The organism is Bacteroides sp. (assembly GCF_028690125.1).
Lineage (GTDB): Bacteria > Bacteroidota > Bacteroidia > Bacteroidales > Bacteroidaceae > Bacteroides.
Genome location: NZ_JAQVBV010000006.1, coordinates 26420 through 42224, shown reverse-complemented (window position 1 = coordinate 42224; position 15805 = coordinate 26420). Strand labels below are relative to the sequence as shown.

Genomic DNA, 15805 nt, shown 5'->3' with positions numbered 1-15805 from the left:
TGATATTTTTTTTAGGTACTGATTATACGTAATATATGGTTTTACCTTTGATAATATTTCCGAAATCCGTGTAATCCGTGCCTAAATATTACAATAAAGATAGCACATTTTACTTTTGTTTTTCCCTCAAAAGTCTTAAACCATAGCATTATGAAAAAGTACTTTCCATCCTCAGAACTGATTATTAACGAAGACGGTTCAGTGTTCCATCTTCATGTTAAGCCTGAATGGCTGGCCAACAAAGTTATCCTGGTAGGCGATCCCGGACGTGTAGCACTTGTAGCTTCTCATTTCGAAAATAAAGAATGCGAAGTGGAAAGCCGTGAGTTCAAAACTGTTACCGGTACTTATAAGGGAAAACGAATCACCGTAGTGTCTACCGGTATCGGTTGCGATAACATAGATATTGTGATGAATGAACTGGATGCACTCGCGAATATCAACTTTGAAACTCGGGAAGAAAAGGATGAATTCCGCCAGCTAGAATTAGTACGTATCGGTACTTGTGGTGGTTTACAGCCTAATACTCCGGTAGGAACGTTCATCTGTTCACAGAAGTCCATCGGGTTTGACGGACTTTTGAATTTCTATGCCGGACGTAATGCTGTATGCGACCTTCCTTTTGAACGTGCTTTCATCAACCACATGGGATGGTCGGGCAATATGTGCGCTCCCGCTCCCTATGTTATTGATGCTAATATTGAATTGATTGAACGAATTGCAAAAGACGATATGGTGCGTGGCGTCACAATTGCTGCTGGAGGATTCTTTGGTCCGCAAGGACGTGAGTTACGTATCCCTTTAGCAGATCCTAAGCAAAACGATAAGATTGAAGCATTTGAATACAAAGGTTTTAAGATTACTAATTTCGAAATGGAAAGTTCAGCACTAGCAGGACTCAGCCGCTTAATGGGACATAAAGCGATGACTGTTTGTATGGTAATAGCCAACCGACTGATAAAAGAGGCGAATACTGGTTATAAGAATACAATCGACATATTAGTAAAAACAGTTTTGGATAGAATTTAGAGCTAACTACTGACGTATAAAGTCCGAAAAGATTGCTAGGATTACTGTTGATATGCACAAATGAAGGGATTATTTAACAGCCTCAACTTTTTGTATTTAGCCTCAACTAGATTTCAAAAGATAAAAAAATTATCTTAAAAGTTTCTATCAATAAAAAAATGAGACTGTCTGAGAATTTCAAAGCTGTTGAATACTTTATCAATGCTTTGGAACTTTTCAGACAGTCTCATCCTTTTTCAGTTTCAACTTAATGCGGATTAATCGAAATATACTGTATAATGACTTCTTCAATCAATAACCAATGGTAAAACGTTCCTGATGATGTTGAGGATATTCCAATTCGTCAATCATTGCAGCTGCATAGTCTTCCACAGAAATATGACTATTGCCTACAATATCCACAATCATATCATCTTTCCCTAAACGGTAACGTCCAGTACGCACTCCCGGTCTCATATCAGCTGCCGGAGAGAAAAACACCCAATCCACTTGCTTTTCCTTTTTCAGAAATTTCAAATAAAATTCGCCTAAAGCTTTTACACCCGGTAAAATATTCTCCGGCACCTCTCCCGAATCCATCAATCGCAATCCCGGAGCAATAAACAATGAACCAGCTCCGCCTACCATCAGAAAACGCTCTACTCCCGCTTTCTTCACTCCATCAATAATAGTCAAATACACTTTTATGGTATCCTCATATATATTAGGATTGTTCCATCCCGGATTGAATGCACTGATCACAGCATCAGCTCCTTTACAAACTTTGTACACCTCTTCGAAAGAAGACATATCTGCTTTCACCACTTTCAGTTTCTCATTGCTTATTTTTATCTTCTCCGGATGACGAACTACAGCTGTAACCTCGAATTCGCGATTTAAAGCCTCATTCAGGAGAGCAGATCCAACAAAACCACTAGCACCTATAAGGACAATTTTTTTCACTTTCTTCATATTCCAACAAGATTAAGAATGTTATTACTATCCTAATAACACTACAATCAAAGTTTTGTTGGTATCTCAAAGGAAGATTAGTTAGCCAATATAAGACTCTATAGTTTCCTTCAATCGTTCCAAAGAATAAGGTTTGGATATTACTGCATTACATCCAGCCTGGATAGCTTGTTGCTGCTCTGTATAGAAAGCATACGCTGTAACTGCAATAATAGGTACTGATAGAGAGATTGTACGGATTTTCTCTGTCGCCTGAATACCATCCATTACTGGCATACGAATATCCATCAGTATCAAATCCGGCTTCTCACGGATAAAACTATTCACAGCTTCCTGCCCGTTACGTACCCACAGAATTGTGTACTCTTTCTTTAACAGAATATTCAACTGAGCAAAGTTCGACTCAATATCTTCAACAATTAATATTTTCTTATGCTGCTCAAACTGTGAATCTTTCTTAGATGTAATAATTCTTTCAGCCACTTCTCTCGGCACTTCAAGATAAGGTAAGTAAAGGGAGAACGTACTTCCTTTTCCTAATTCTGAAGTAACCTCAATCTTACCTCCCAAGCGTTCTACAATACTTTTACAAATAGACAATCCTAAACCTGTGCCTTGTACAAAGTCATTTAATTTTTCGAATCGGGTGAAAATTCGTGGTAGCTTCTCCTCTGATATGCCACAACCGGTATCACTCACAAATAAATTCAACCAATCTCCTTCATGTTTCAACCCCAATGTGATACTTCCGCGCTCAGTATTTTTAATGGCATTCGACAAGAAATTGAAAAGCACTTGCATTACACGGTTACGATCAGTAGAAGTCCAAAATTCCTCCTGCGGACGAATAATCTTCAGTTCAACATTTGACTTCATTTTGAGCTGATGCACTTTTTCGACTTCATCTATTAAACCGGAGATTTCCACTTGCTGAAAGTGCATCTCAGACTTACCGGACTCAATACGTGATAAATCGAGAATATCATTTATCAGTTGCAACAACAAGTTACTATTTTTCTGTATAATCTCCAGATACTCATGCTTTTCTTCTTCATTTACGGTCACAGCCATAATTTCCGAAAAGCCAACAATAGCATTCAGAGGAGTACGAATCTCATGACTCATGTTTGCCAAAAAAACAGATTTCATCCGGTCCGCATCTTCTGCCCGACGTTTAGCCTCTATTAATTCTTGAGAACGGCGAATCCGGTCACCTATATCATGAATCAATGCCAGCACCTTATTTGATTCAAATGGAGCAATCCGCGCTTGGAAATAGAATTTTCTTCCATCTACCTCCAATGGGTATTCAATCTCTTTCAGTTTTCCATCTTTCAAACATTCCCTAATGTTACAAATAAATAAATCACTCACTTCCGGCGAATAGATATTCCGTGCATTTACTCCTTTCAACACATCTATCGGATGGAGCAAAATTGTATCGGGTGCCATTAGCACATCCGTTATATAGAAATTATCATCAAAGATAAATATGAATTCTGGTAACGCTTCTATTATTTTACGATTGTACGTTTCAAGACGCTTTATTTGTTGTTCCTTTTCACACTGTAAAGTCACATTGACAGTATAAGCCAACAACTTATCAGGATGTCCTTCATCAATGCTCCCCCTATGAGACAAAAAATGATCTTCCAACCAAATAACTTCACCATGTTCACCCACACAACGAACCCGCATCTGAGACGTTTTCGACTCAGAATCAAGCATTTCTGCAAAATTTTTCTGATAAGTATCAATATCATCGGGATGGGCAAACCGATAGAAGTCATCAATATCCTTAAAAATAATTCCCGCATCCTTTAACCCTAACGTACGAAAATAGTCATCGGTAAAACTACACTTTCCCGTAGGTATATCATATTCCCATAAAGCTATCTCATGTGCTGCAAGAACAGAAAGTATTTTCTGAGAGTTTTCTCGTATAATTCCACTATTTTCATTTAGAGAATATAAATTTGTATTTGGCTCCATAGGCATATTTTACGTTTTGTATTGTTGTGTGTTTATGAACCGCAGCAAATATAGATAAATAAAATATAAGTTGTTTCTAATCCTCTGTTTTTTACTTAGAAAAAACTATCTTTGCCCGACCAAAGAGAAAAACAATGAACCAAGATACTATCTGTGCCATCGCTACCGCCCAAGGAGGAGCTATTGGAAGCATTCGCGTTTCTGGTCCGGAAGCAATTTCTATTACCAGTCGCATCTTCAAACCGGCAAAATCCAACAAGGAGCTTAATGGACAAAAACCATATACTTTAACTTTCGGACATATCTACGAAGGAGATCAAATCATTGACGAAGTACTTGTAAGCCTCTTCCGTGCTCCTCATTCCTATACAGGAGAAGACAGTACCGAAATCGCTTGCCATGGTTCTTCATACATTCTTCAACAAGTAACGCAATTGCTTATTAAGAATGGTTGCCGCATGGCACAACCGGGAGAATATACACAACGGGCTTTCCTCAACGGAAAGATGGATCTAAGTCAGGCAGAAGCAGTAGCTGATTTAATAGCCTCATCATCTGCTGCAACTCACCGTTTGGCAATGAGTCAGATGCGGGGTGGTTTCAGTAAAGAATTAACGGACTTACGGGGTAAGTTGTTAAATTTCACTTCGATGGTAGAGCTGGAACTTGACTTTAGTGAAGAAGATGTGGAATTTGCCGACCGCCAAGCATTGCGTTTATTAGCAGATGAAATAGAGAAAGTCATTTCCCGTTTGGTCAATTCTTTCAATGTAGGTAATGCCATTAAAAATGGTATTCCTGTTGCTATTATTGGTGAGACAAATGCTGGAAAATCCACTCTTTTGAATGTATTATTGAATGAAGATAAAGCGATCGTAAGCGATATACATGGCACCACTCGCGATGTAATTGAAGATACCATCAATATAAGTGGAATCACTTTCCGCTTCATAGATACTGCAGGAATCCGTGAAACGAACGACACGATTGAAAGTCTGGGTATCGAACGTACTTTCCAGAAGTTAGATCAAGCTGAGATTGTACTCTGGATGATAGATGCAACGGATGCTACTTCTCAGATTACTCAACTTTCTGAAAAAATACTACCTCGTTGCGAAGGTAAACACTTAATCGTGGTATTCAACAAAGCCGATATCATACACGAGACTCAAAAGGATACTCTAAGAACTTTTTTTCAACAAAACTTCTCGCAGAAACATACGGATATGATCTTTATTTCTGCAAAACAAAAGTTACACACTGATGAATTGGAAAAGATGTTAGTCAATGCTGCTCACTTACCAAATATTACACAGAATGATATTATTGTTACGAATGTCCGGCATTATGAAGCTTTAACTAAGGCATTGGAAGCAATACATCGGGTACAAGAAGGATTAGATATGCAGATTTCAGGTGATTTCTTAAGCCAAGATATTCGAGAGGTTATTTTTCATATTTCGGATATTGCGGGAGAGGTTACGAATGATATGGTGTTGCAGAATATATTTAGGAATTTTTGCATCGGGAAATGAGAAGTGAGAAACGGTGATAAACGCCGGCAAACGATAATAAACAAATATCTAATAATCAATATATTAAGCAATGTTAGCGCAACTGCTAACATTGCTTTTTTTGTACCGTTTTGCATATATTTGTACCCCAGGTGTACCTTTCAACTCATTTGAATGAATTAAGTTGAACCCGTGCGAAGTAGTAGAGGTATTTACACATCATTACACACCATTACACACTATTGCACACAAAACAGGGAGAGCTCATTATGAGTAATAAGGTCAAAATTGAACGGATTTGCGAGCATTGTGGCAAAAGTTTTCTTGCCCAAACATGCAAAACACGTTTCTGTAGTCATGCGTGCAACAGCAGACACTACAAAGAAATGATTCGGAACGGGCGTTACAACGTCATTACTAAAGAGGTAAAAGAAGAAAAAAAACAGCGTATAAAGCTGTCGGTAGATGAAGTGGAATTCATACAATCCAAAGAATTTATCAGCCTAAAGCAAATGGGTATCTATCTTGGAATATGTCGTAAAAGTGTTTATACCTATCTGCGTAAATATTCTATACCTTTTTCTCGAATGAGCGGCAGAATTATTGTAGAACGTAAAGAGATTGATAAGATTATGAATAAACTTATTCAAAGCATTGAAGCTAAACAGGAGAATCCAGTCAAGGCATTGGAACACCTCACTGACTTCTATTCCGTCAAAGAGATTGAAGAAAAGTACCGCATCCAATACACCCGTATATATGTTATCGTAAAAGAGAACGACATTCCTTTTGTCACCATTGCCGGACACAAATACTATAGTGTCAAGCACATCGACAAGTACTTTCTGAAAATGGGTTATACAGAAGCTGAAGAAATAACAGAATGGTACACCATTGAGGATATACAGAAAACATTCCAGATGACAGTAAAAGCCGTACATAGCTTCACCTCTCGTCACAAGATACCCAAGATGAAAGAAAAGACCGGTAACACCACCTTATACTCAAAAAAGCATGTAGATGAAATAAAGAATGTTCAAATCGGTGAAGATGGTTACATCACCATACCTGAAGCATGCTCCATGTTCAACGTTGATCGAGATACCATATACAACCGATGTCAGTCGTACAATATCCCCAAAATAAATAAGGGAAAGTTCGTCATAATAAGTGTTGAAGGGCTCCGAAAAGTCTTTGGGACAGGAAATGTAAGCATAAATAATGTTAATGAGGCTCTCTAAAACAACAATGATGAGATAACAAACGGTGATAAATAAAACGAATAAATAATCAATAATAAATTAACGTATGAACACCAAAGTATATTTGAGAAAGAAGAAATTGAAAGATGGAAAAGTATCGTTGTATCTGGATCTCTATCCCCCTATCCGCATTCCAGATACAAACAAATTGACAAGACGATATTTCCTGGGGATCCATTTACCAGCGAAACCGAAAAACTTTGCAGAGCGTGAGCAAGTAAAAAGTATTATGGCGAAAGCAGAGATAATACGCCTCAGAGTTTTGGAACAACTTATTAATGAGAAGTATGATTTCTACGACAAAGTGATTGAAAAAACGGACTTTCTTGAGTATTTCCATAAAGAGGCCCTGAAGCATAACAAAAAGTGGTTATTTGTATATCAGCATTTTGCAGCGTTTACAAATAACAAGTGTACCTTTGCGGACGTAAATGTGACTTTATGCGATAGGTTTCGTCAATACCTGATGAATGCTACTAAGTTGAAGGATAAAAAAGTAAAGTTGAAACAAAACTCGGCAGCGGGATATTTCTCTACCTTCCGTGGCATGTTAAAGGATGCCTACAAACGGAGGCTCTTAAAAGAGAATATCAACGATTTCTTAGATAGGATACCGGAAGAAGAAACCGAGATTGAGTATCTGACATTAGACGAACTTCATTTGGTCATCAACAGTAAATGTTCTTATCCTGTATTACAGAAGGCCTTCATATTTTCCTGCATAACAGGAATGAGGCGCAGTGATGTTCTCACTTTGCAATGGAATGACATCAAGCAATTACCGACAGGAGGATGGTGTGTCAATAAGCGGATGGTAAAAACCAAGAGTTTGGTGAACGTACGTATTGGAGAAGACTTAATAGAGCTTATAGGTCCCCGAAAAGACGGGTTGGTTTTCAGAGGATTATCCTCGTATATGATGACTTATCCACTGAAAAAATGGTTGAAAGATATTGGTATAAATAAGAACATTCACTACCATTGTACGCGCCATACATGTGCTACTTTGTCTCTGGCATTAGGTACTGATATTGTTACAATCAAGAATATTCTTGGTCACAAGCAGGAAAGTACCACATTACGTTATACAAAGGTTGTGAATCCTTTGATGGAACAGGCAGCCCAACGATTGAATATTACAACTATCAACCAAAGTAATGAGTTAATCAAAGATACTGATACAAAAAATCATTCAATTTAATAACAAACCACTGTCACTAACTTGCTACCGAAGACTAATAGTAATTTTACCGCTATTAGCCTTCGGACAAATCCTTGCAGGCAATGTACATATAGGTATAGTTCAATACTTTTATTTCCATTTGATTAGCGAACTTGTTTCTATTAAATGGTGTTTTGGGAAATTCGGATGATAAACAGAGTATGATAATTTAAGCCCAGCCTTTCAGATTAAATAGTTGGCTGGGCTTGTATGAGGTTAACCTTCTAATAAGTCTTTGTTTTTGAGAAAGAAGTCATCGAGGGCTTCTTTTAAGACTTCTCTCTCCTTTTTTCCTTTTTTTGCAGCTATCACTTTTAAATTGATGTGATATTGTTTGTTCATGACGAAGTTACAGTGAACTACTCTTTTTTCGGTTGTATCTTCACTTTTAGACGTGACTGCATCATTGACGTTACTGGTGTCGCTTGTTGACCTGATCAGGCTGTCAAGTCCGCCACGGATATTGTTCTTTAAATCTCCTTTTTTCATTGTGTTTGAATTAGAGGTTATGGTGGGCTATTATTTCATCTGCAAGTTTCAGGTAATCCTGTGCGCCGTTCGATTTGGGTGCATAGTGGAATACATCCTGTTTGGCGGATGTGGATTCGGCTATTGCTACATTGGTGCGTATCATGGTTGCGAATACGTCATCCTTGAATGTTTCCTGTACTGTCTCAGCAACACTTTGGTGAAGGTTCTTGCGTCCATCGTACATGGTTAGCAAAATGCCCTCTATTTTTAGATTGGGATTCAAGCGCTTTTTCACCTTGTCGATCACGTTAACCAATTTGCCCATTCCCCGCATAGCTAAATATTCAGCCTGAACTGGTATGATTAAACTGTCGGATGCTGTCATGGCATTCAACGTTAGCAGAGATAGTGATGGCGGACAATCTATCAAAATGAAATCATAGTTTTTTCTGATTGGTTGAAGAAGGGATGAGAGAATTGTTTCTCGTCCGGGCTCATTCATAAGTTCTGCTTCCGCAGCTGACAAATCCAAGCAGGCAGGCACTACGTCTATTCCATCCTCGTGTTTGCAAATTGGTAACTCTTCCTTGCCTTTTAGGGCTTCGTATAGTGTCTTATCCATATCCATAGAGAAGCCCAAGGAGTCGGTCAGGTTCGCTTGCCCATCCGCATCAATTAATAATACTCGGAAGCCCTTGCTCTGCAAAGCTCCACCTAAACCAACCGTGGTTGCTGTTTTTCCAACCCCACCCTTATGATTTGCGACACTGATAATAATAGCTTTATTCATATTCGTAATGTTTATATGAACTGATTGTTAATTGGTTATACAAAGATAGTAAAAAAGTACATACTACAATACTACTTTACTACTTTTTAGTATTTTATTTTTTTGTATATTGGTTTATGGCAATGGGGCGGGTGAAAAGATGGGGTGTAAAAAGCTTGTTTTTTTGATGTGTTTTTTATACTCATGCCTTTGGCGATTTTGGCGATTCCGGCGATTTGAATGAAATCACCCTACTTTTTGGATTGGATTTGGTGGGTTGTACTTTAGTCTTCAAATGAACTGTTTGTATTCGGCTATTATCAAACATGCCGCTGCTACCATGTGCTAAAGCTCTGATTTGACAATATTCTATTTGGATTCATTATACTACAAATAGTTGTGACTATTATGCGACTATACTACAAGTAGTCTTTTAGTATAGTAGTATATATTGATATATAGATATTTATTATCATAATGCCTGTGTGCTATTTGCTGTATTATCTGACATTTTGCAATTTAGAATGTTTGAGTTATTGAACTTTGCAATCGTGATTTATTACATTCCAGTTCCAATACAGGTTATTCAATACAAATAAGACCGCATATCTTCACTTATGAGATAGGAGAAAAGTTGCCGGACAGAAAAAGTCTGATGGCAGGAGTACATCTGAGCAGCGACTGTACATTTCAAGCCTGAATTGCCGTGCAGAACGGCTTAGCTTAGGCAGGTAACCAAACAGCATTGGGCTATTGAAAGCATGTGCTGGAATCTTGACCGCAACCTCCGACAGGACAGCATAAAGTGTAAAGCTGAACGGGCGGCCAGGAACCTCGACACAATTCAAAAGATGGTGTTGGCGCTGATTGCCGTTTGGAAGAACGGAAGGAAAAAAATATCAGGCAAGCGAAAAGGTACGGCTGAGATAATAAGGGGACTATCGGTGGGCTTTACTGTGTTACATTTTCTGGCTTAAAAATGAGAAAAATTCAGATATGATATATTTGTAAATTATTGATTACCAATAACAGAATTGACCTCCATGTCGCAATGTTATGGGGGCATTGTACCCCAAAATCAAAGCTTAAATGAAAAAAAACGTGTTTCAAGAGCCGTTCCTTTTAGTATAGATCTGAGTTTTCAAATGATTTGCGATCAATAGAGCTTTGCAATATGACGCATACGTCATATTGCCCCAAAGTTACACATTTATTTTTTTTTAAAACTCTGATAACAACGAAAAAAAGCAGAATATAGAGTTTGCGCTGTAAGTAAGTCAGGCGGTTTCGAGAAACGACCTCTTGAAGTGAAAGAAGCGGAAAGACAGGTTTATACCAAGTCCGGACAAAGTTCAATTCCTACATCATTGCCAGTTTCAAAGGTGGTAACTAATGGAAAGACAATGTAGCTTCTTTGTTTTGTTCTTCTCCTTATCGGTATTATCTACTACAAACTTAGATAAAAATATCGATTTATAAGCGAGCCTTATAAAAGAATAGTCTGATTTATCCTCATTTGCATACAAAATCAAGACCGCGTATCTTAAATTTGGTACTACGAACTCTAAGTTCAAATAATATTGTACCTTTATATAAGGAACATCTAAATCGACGCCTATGGAACGATACTGCGGTCTTGATGTACACAAAGATAGTGTATTTATGTGTATAATTGATGAATTTGGCTTTAAAAAAGAGCACAAATTTAGTACTTTAACCTCTGATTTGCTTCTTTTTGCGTGAAGCTCTTCTTGATTCAGAATTTCGCTATGTGGCCATGGAAAGTACCAGCATTTACTGGATTTTTATTTGGCGACTACTGGTTAGTCATTTTGATATAAAACTAGTTAATCCTTTATTTATCAAACAGCTTCCTGGCGTAAGACAGATGTCAAAGACGCCCATTGGATAGCAATCGTTTTAATGAAAGGCTTGGTTTGTGACAGTTATGTACCTGATCAGAGCATTCAAAGCCTACTTCAGTATGAGCGTTGTTATTCTCGTCTGAACAAAAAGATTGTGAGTTGCGAATCGTTTATTGATATGCAGTTACAGCGTTGTAATATCCGTTTCAGTAATTACATCTCTGACACTCAGCCTTTGTTGCATATATCAGTTCTTTAGTCTACAATCCAAAACAAATGACCTAATACTAACATTATTGGTTTCAGATAATTCTTTTGCCTTTTGTTTGTATTTATCTCTTGTCTCTTCTATTGACTTACACCCTGTACGATTCCGAACATCACGAGAGCTGTCATACCAGCCGATTAGGTATAATCCATGATTGCACTTAGATGTTTTCATGTATCTTTCATAGAGTTGATTTTGCATATTAGTAGGAATCTCAGAATTCCAACTGCCTTTAATTTCTATAATGACACTACTCCGTTTTCCTCTTAAATTACAATCTACTAAAATATCTATATTTTCTCCTGTACGCCCATCATCTATATTAATTCTCTTACATCTAAGTTGGACTTCTCGATATGGAGTAATTGCATATTTTTCTAAGTCATACCTTAAATGAGATGCAATATAATCAGATAAAAACTCCTCTTTCTTAGTACTGTATTGAGATTTCTTCGTTTTCGTGATTATATTCCAAAGTGAAGAAGATAATGGCTGAGCACCTTGCAATAAGTATTCTAACCTAACCAAAGATTCTTCAATTAACTTAAGTAGATCATCCCCATTGGAAATAATTCTGAATTGCCCATTTCTTGATAGACGTTGAAAATTAGCAGGAGATATCCTATCAAAGCATGTATTCCTAAAATTATTTTTGGCTGTAACTATAGAAAACTCTATGCCTGCGTCTGGTAGAGCAGTCTTTAGTCTGGTTAACTCTTGTATAGATTCTGGAGTTCCTTTACTCGATAAAGTACCAAGAAGCCTATCTCGCAATGAAGCGACTTCTTCTCTCTGTCCAATATAATGTACTCCTTCGTGCTTCGGATCTTCATCGGGCGGAAAGAGTTTGTATAATCGTTCAAATAAAAAGGATAGATGTTCCTCGTTTAAAACTGGATTATTAAAGCTATATAGTATGCAACCTGGTGCTAGAGAAAGATAATACTCCTTTTCAATACTTTCATCATCTCCTATATATTGAAATGCAAATGACCAGAACTTCATTCCGTCATCATAATCATTATTATGCCTTAACAATGAGATAATAATATATTTTTTCAATTCATCATCAATAGGGTTTCTAAATACCTCTTTAATATATTCAAATGTTCTGACTGGAGCTTTTTCGAGCAGTAGGTTTATTATCTGTTCCCGTGATTTGTTATTTATATTTTTCTGCTCCAATAAGTCTAACAACATCGTTTCAGAGTTTATGTCAAAACATTGCTCTAAAGAACGCAAAGCAAACAGATATGATTGGCCGGTATTGTTTTCTATCAATATCTTTTCGCGAATAACTTCATTGGCTTTTTGAGGGCTTTTTTCAAACAGACATTTTATTAATTTTTCTTTGCGATTTCGATGTTCTTGTGTTTCTGAATTCTCCCCATAATTAATAATAACATATCTCCATTTTTCAAGAATATTTTTATCAATATTCTCAATGTAAGAACTATCGAATATTTCAGTGATTATCAAAGATTTAAATCCTGCTGATGCAATATATGAATAGATGTTTTTACCAAACCATGTATCACTCTCTTCGTTATGATTTTCAATGTAATATTTAGACAACTCGACTACCTCAGGTTGCTTTTCTTGAGGTAATAAAGCCCAATTATCTAAATGTGTAATATCCGAGCTAAGAATCTCTTCATAATAACGATTGCTATATTTCATTCCAAGATGCCTAAAGAGACTTGCCCACCATAATGGATCTTTTGTTTCGCTATATTTGGAAATACATTCTAAAATCTTTTTTTCAATCAATTCTAAAGCATCTTTTTCATCCTTAGCCCTTTTTTCTTGTTGGGCTTTTTCTTTAATTTTTCTATTAATATCAATTGTTCTCGGAGTAAAAATGAAGCTGAATACTCCATCTACATCTTCAGGAAATGACGTTCTTAAAAAACTTACCCTCTCCTGATTTTCGTAAGAAAAATAACACAAAATTCGCTTCCAAAGTTCTATATTATTCGATCCTTTGCAATACTGAACTGCATTTTCAAATTCGTCATGCAAAATTAAACGAGAGCTAAAAAAATCAAAATTGTAAAATTCATCATTTTTACAATGGGCTAATAATTTGTCAATAACCTCAAATCTCACTTCTTTTGGAACTTCATAAACATTTTCATCAGTATCAAAAAAAGAATCTCGCACAGGAAAAATGGGATGATGTTGAATTAGTATTAATCTCACAGTATCTACAAACTGGTCTTTGTTGTCTAAGGAATTATAGTTTTCCCACCCTAACTGTAGAATACGTGAAACCAATCTACTAAACACAGATAAACTATCGTATAATTCGTCGATGTTTTTTCTCATCCACTCTAAAGCAACCACAAAATCTTTAATGTCTAATTCTCTTGGCAATAAGAATTCAATAAATGCTTTATATATACCAACGAAACTATCCTTTTTAGGTTTGGTAAGGCTATTGAATATTTCTTCTACTGAAATTATTCTCTTATTCCATGTAATATTTAATGCGTATCCTTTTAATCCATCATTCTCATCGGATTTGTCATCAGTAGTAGCCACTTTTACCAACTTTGAAAGTATTTGGTCATCATCAACTAATTTAGAAAGAGAAGACATTGCTTGCTCTCTAACATGGATGTCTTCAGTATTATCAGACACAATCTTCCACAAAGGTTCTTGCAGCTCGACTAAGTTACAGGCCTCTGCCATCTCCATTGCATTTCGTCTAGCTAATATGTGATTCTCTTTCCCTGATATATATGGCAAAATTTGCTCTGCCATTTTAGAGTGAAGTAGTTTATGCCCATTATTAGATAATAGCCCCCATTCATTATCTATAATTTCTGCATTATTAAATTTTTCTAATATTGATTTTACAAGTTCTTCTTTTATTTGATCATCATTAATAATTCGCCCATTTAAAACCTTTAATGGATCATGTGAAATAAAGAATTTCAATATATCTATTCTGGGCGTGATATTTTGCAGCCATGTATTCACCCCTCTTATCCATTCGAATAACTTACCTTCTCTGTCTTTTGAGTTTGTCAATAAAGAGATAACCTTCTCGTTGTCATATTCGTGATTAATAATAAATTTTGCTGCTAAATAATCCTGAAAGGCTTGATGATAAAATGAAAAACGCCCATCTGAATTCTTGTAAAAAAGCCCAGAGAATATTATTGTTTCTATAATATCTCTATGCAATATCGTAAAATTATATTCTCCCGTAGTCTCTTCTTCTTCAAAAATTTCTGAGACTAAAAGAGTATCGACTCTATTGCTGTCCAATTTATAGATTGTAACGAAATCCTTTCGGCAAAACGCCATTATTGCCGCAATACGAGCTGCTATGGCGATCATTTTATTGGAAGAAATAAAATCTCTATTTTTAATTTTAGAGACAGAGCTTTCACTCAATATCATGCATGAATTGTAGTACAACTCATCACTACTGAGTTCATCTCTGTAAATCTGACTCAATTCTGTCTCTAATAATTGGCTTAATGAATATGGAATTATTGCTAACGGTTGCAGTCCTTTTTCAATTACAATTTTCAAAAATTCATCGCTATCAATGTTCCTGTTTTTACAAATGGTTGATACATCTTCTTGTCTTAATGGTGCTACTGACAGCCTTATATTATTTTCTACTCCCCAAAACGTATCAAGGAATCGTTCTAAATTAATGTCCCATAACCCTGAAATTGAAAGCACTCTAATATATAACCTATCTTTGTATTCATGGAGTGCATTAATCTCGCTAATGAATATTTGAAAAACGGTATGTATATTGACTGAACACAAGTCTATTCCGGATATAAATAGATATAAATCCTTATCGCTTTCTTTCCATGTGTTTATGTGACAAGAATTGAAAATATCATTAACTAATCTACTCTCACTACAATAGCTTGAAAGGTCATGGTAAATACAAAAAGTATCGTTGTATTTATCTCTTACTCTTTGGTGCATAATACTGAAATCGTACGATACCTCTCCAATAGTATTACAAAGAAGAATACACGCATTTTGAGAAATATCATTTAAATCAACAATATTTTGCTCTGTGAAAGAATATTTGTTTTGCGGATTTAGTAAGAACCCAGTATTATTAAGGACACCATTATAAGTCCTACACCAATAACGCTCTATATTATTTTCACTATTTGCCATTTATTCTTATTTATGTTACAATTTTTCAGCCACTTGCTACCATTCTTGACAGGAACTGAGACAATAACCTCTGGAGTTACAACTTCAAAATGGTTACGTGCACATCTGATTTTATCCTGCTCTGCAGGCCGAAGCTCACTAAAAATGTCCGTTCCTTTTGTTTCCACAACGAAGTAGACTTTATTCTCAAAACCTTTCACGTATACCGTCCAATCGGGGTTGTATGCTCCTAGTGGAGTGTCTACTTTAAACAATGAACGAACTCCATGGAACAGCTTACGCACTCGCTATTATCAAGCGT

General features: G+C 36.3%; 11 protein-coding genes. 5 read left to right on the top strand and 6 right to left on the bottom strand.

Going from position 1 to position 15805, the window contains the following annotated elements; genetic code table 11:
- The first annotated feature begins 150 nt into the window (after positions 1–150).
- Complete coding sequence (locus tag PHO71_RS05560; protein WP_300200128.1) at positions 151–1029, top strand: nucleoside phosphorylase; 879 nt, start codon at positions 151–153, stop codon at positions 1027–1029.
- 291 nt (positions 1030–1320) lie between these two features.
- Here PHO71_RS05560 and PHO71_RS05555 read toward each other — a convergent pair whose 3' ends face one another.
- Both PHO71_RS05555 and PHO71_RS05550 read right to left on the bottom strand, forming a co-directional pair.
- Positions 1321–1980, bottom strand: a complete 660-nt coding sequence (locus tag PHO71_RS05555; RefSeq protein WP_300200125.1) for an NAD(P)-dependent oxidoreductase — start codon at positions 1978–1980, stop codon at positions 1321–1323.
- A gap of 81 nt (positions 1981–2061) precedes the next feature.
- Positions 2062–3972 carry an ATP-binding protein gene (locus PHO71_RS05550; RefSeq protein ID WP_300200121.1) on the bottom strand — a complete coding sequence of 637 codons (1911 nt, stop codon included), beginning with the start codon at positions 3970–3972 and terminating at the stop codon, positions 2062–2064.
- 134 nt (positions 3973–4106) lie between these two features.
- Here PHO71_RS05550 and mnmE point away from each other — a divergent pair, with 134 nt between their 5' ends.
- The 3 genes from mnmE to PHO71_RS05535 all read left to right on the top strand — a co-directional run bounded on the left by mnmE (position 4107) and on the right by PHO71_RS05535 (position 7949).
- Positions 4107–5507, top strand: coding sequence for a tRNA uridine-5-carboxymethylaminomethyl(34) synthesis GTPase MnmE (gene mnmE / locus PHO71_RS05545; RefSeq protein WP_300200118.1), 1401 nt, complete (start codon positions 4107–4109; stop codon positions 5505–5507).
- Between the two features lie 248 nt (positions 5508–5755).
- On the top strand, positions 5756–6727 hold the full coding sequence (locus PHO71_RS05540; protein ID WP_300200116.1) for a helix-turn-helix domain-containing protein: 972 nt from the start codon (positions 5756–5758) through the stop codon (positions 6725–6727).
- Between the two features lie 67 nt (positions 6728–6794).
- Positions 6795–7949 carry a site-specific integrase gene (locus PHO71_RS05535; protein WP_300200114.1) on the top strand — a complete coding sequence of 385 codons (1155 nt, stop codon included), beginning with the start codon at positions 6795–6797 and terminating at the stop codon, positions 7947–7949.
- A gap of 237 nt (positions 7950–8186) precedes the next feature.
- Here PHO71_RS05535 and PHO71_RS05530 read toward each other — a convergent pair whose 3' ends face one another.
- The gene (locus PHO71_RS05530) at positions 8187–8459 is read right to left on the bottom strand and encodes a hypothetical protein (protein ID WP_300200111.1); all 273 of its coding nucleotides are present in this window, start codon (positions 8457–8459) and stop codon (positions 8187–8189) included.
- 10 nt (positions 8460–8469) lie between these two features.
- On the bottom strand, positions 8470–9231 hold the full coding sequence (locus tag PHO71_RS05525; RefSeq protein ID WP_300200108.1) for a ParA family protein: 762 nt from the start codon (positions 9229–9231) through the stop codon (positions 8470–8472).
- Between the two features lie 1902 nt (positions 9232–11133).
- Between PHO71_RS05525 and PHO71_RS05520 the strand changes: the two genes are divergently transcribed.
- Positions 11134–11334, top strand: a complete 201-nt coding sequence (locus PHO71_RS05520) for a hypothetical protein (RefSeq protein ID WP_300200105.1) — start codon at positions 11134–11136, stop codon at positions 11332–11334.
- On the opposite strand, the gene PHO71_RS05515 is transcribed toward PHO71_RS05520, so the two are convergent.
- The gene (locus PHO71_RS05515; protein WP_300200103.1) at positions 11323–15504 is read right to left on the bottom strand and encodes a hypothetical protein; all 4182 of its coding nucleotides are present in this window, start codon (positions 15502–15504) and stop codon (positions 11323–11325) included. The genes PHO71_RS05520 and PHO71_RS05515 overlap by 12 nt on opposite strands.
- Positions 15480–15758 carry a hypothetical protein gene (locus tag PHO71_RS05510; RefSeq protein WP_300200101.1) on the bottom strand — a complete coding sequence of 93 codons (279 nt, stop codon included), beginning with the start codon at positions 15756–15758 and terminating at the stop codon, positions 15480–15482. Before PHO71_RS05510 ends, PHO71_RS05515 begins: the two co-directional genes overlap by 25 nt.
- Positions 15759–15805 lie beyond the last annotated feature (47 nt).

Coding starts and splice junctions, on each gene's coding strand:
- PHO71_RS05560 (WP_300200128.1), top strand. CDS start 151: ATGAAAAAGTACTTTCCATCCTCAGAACTGATTATTAACGAAGACGGT.
- PHO71_RS05555 (WP_300200125.1), bottom strand. CDS start 1,980: ATGAAGAAAGTGAAAAAAATTGTCCTTATAGGTGCTAGTGGTTTTGTT.
- PHO71_RS05550 (WP_300200121.1), bottom strand. CDS start 3,972: ATGGAGCCAAATACAAATTTATATTCTCTAAATGAAAATAGTGGAATT.
- mnmE (WP_300200118.1), top strand. CDS start 4,107: ATGAACCAAGATACTATCTGTGCCATCGCTACCGCCCAAGGAGGAGCT.
- PHO71_RS05540 (WP_300200116.1), top strand. CDS start 5,756: ATGAGTAATAAGGTCAAAATTGAACGGATTTGCGAGCATTGTGGCAAA.
- PHO71_RS05535 (WP_300200114.1), top strand. CDS start 6,795: ATGAACACCAAAGTATATTTGAGAAAGAAGAAATTGAAAGATGGAAAA.
- PHO71_RS05530 (WP_300200111.1), bottom strand. CDS start 8,459: ATGAAAAAAGGAGATTTAAAGAACAATATCCGTGGCGGACTTGACAGC.
- PHO71_RS05525 (WP_300200108.1), bottom strand. CDS start 9,231: ATGAATAAAGCTATTATTATCAGTGTCGCAAATCATAAGGGTGGGGTT.
- PHO71_RS05520 (WP_300200105.1), top strand. CDS start 11,134: ATGAAAGGCTTGGTTTGTGACAGTTATGTACCTGATCAGAGCATTCAA.
- PHO71_RS05515 (WP_300200103.1), bottom strand. CDS start 15,504: ATGGCAAATAGTGAAAATAATATAGAGCGTTATTGGTGTAGGACTTAT.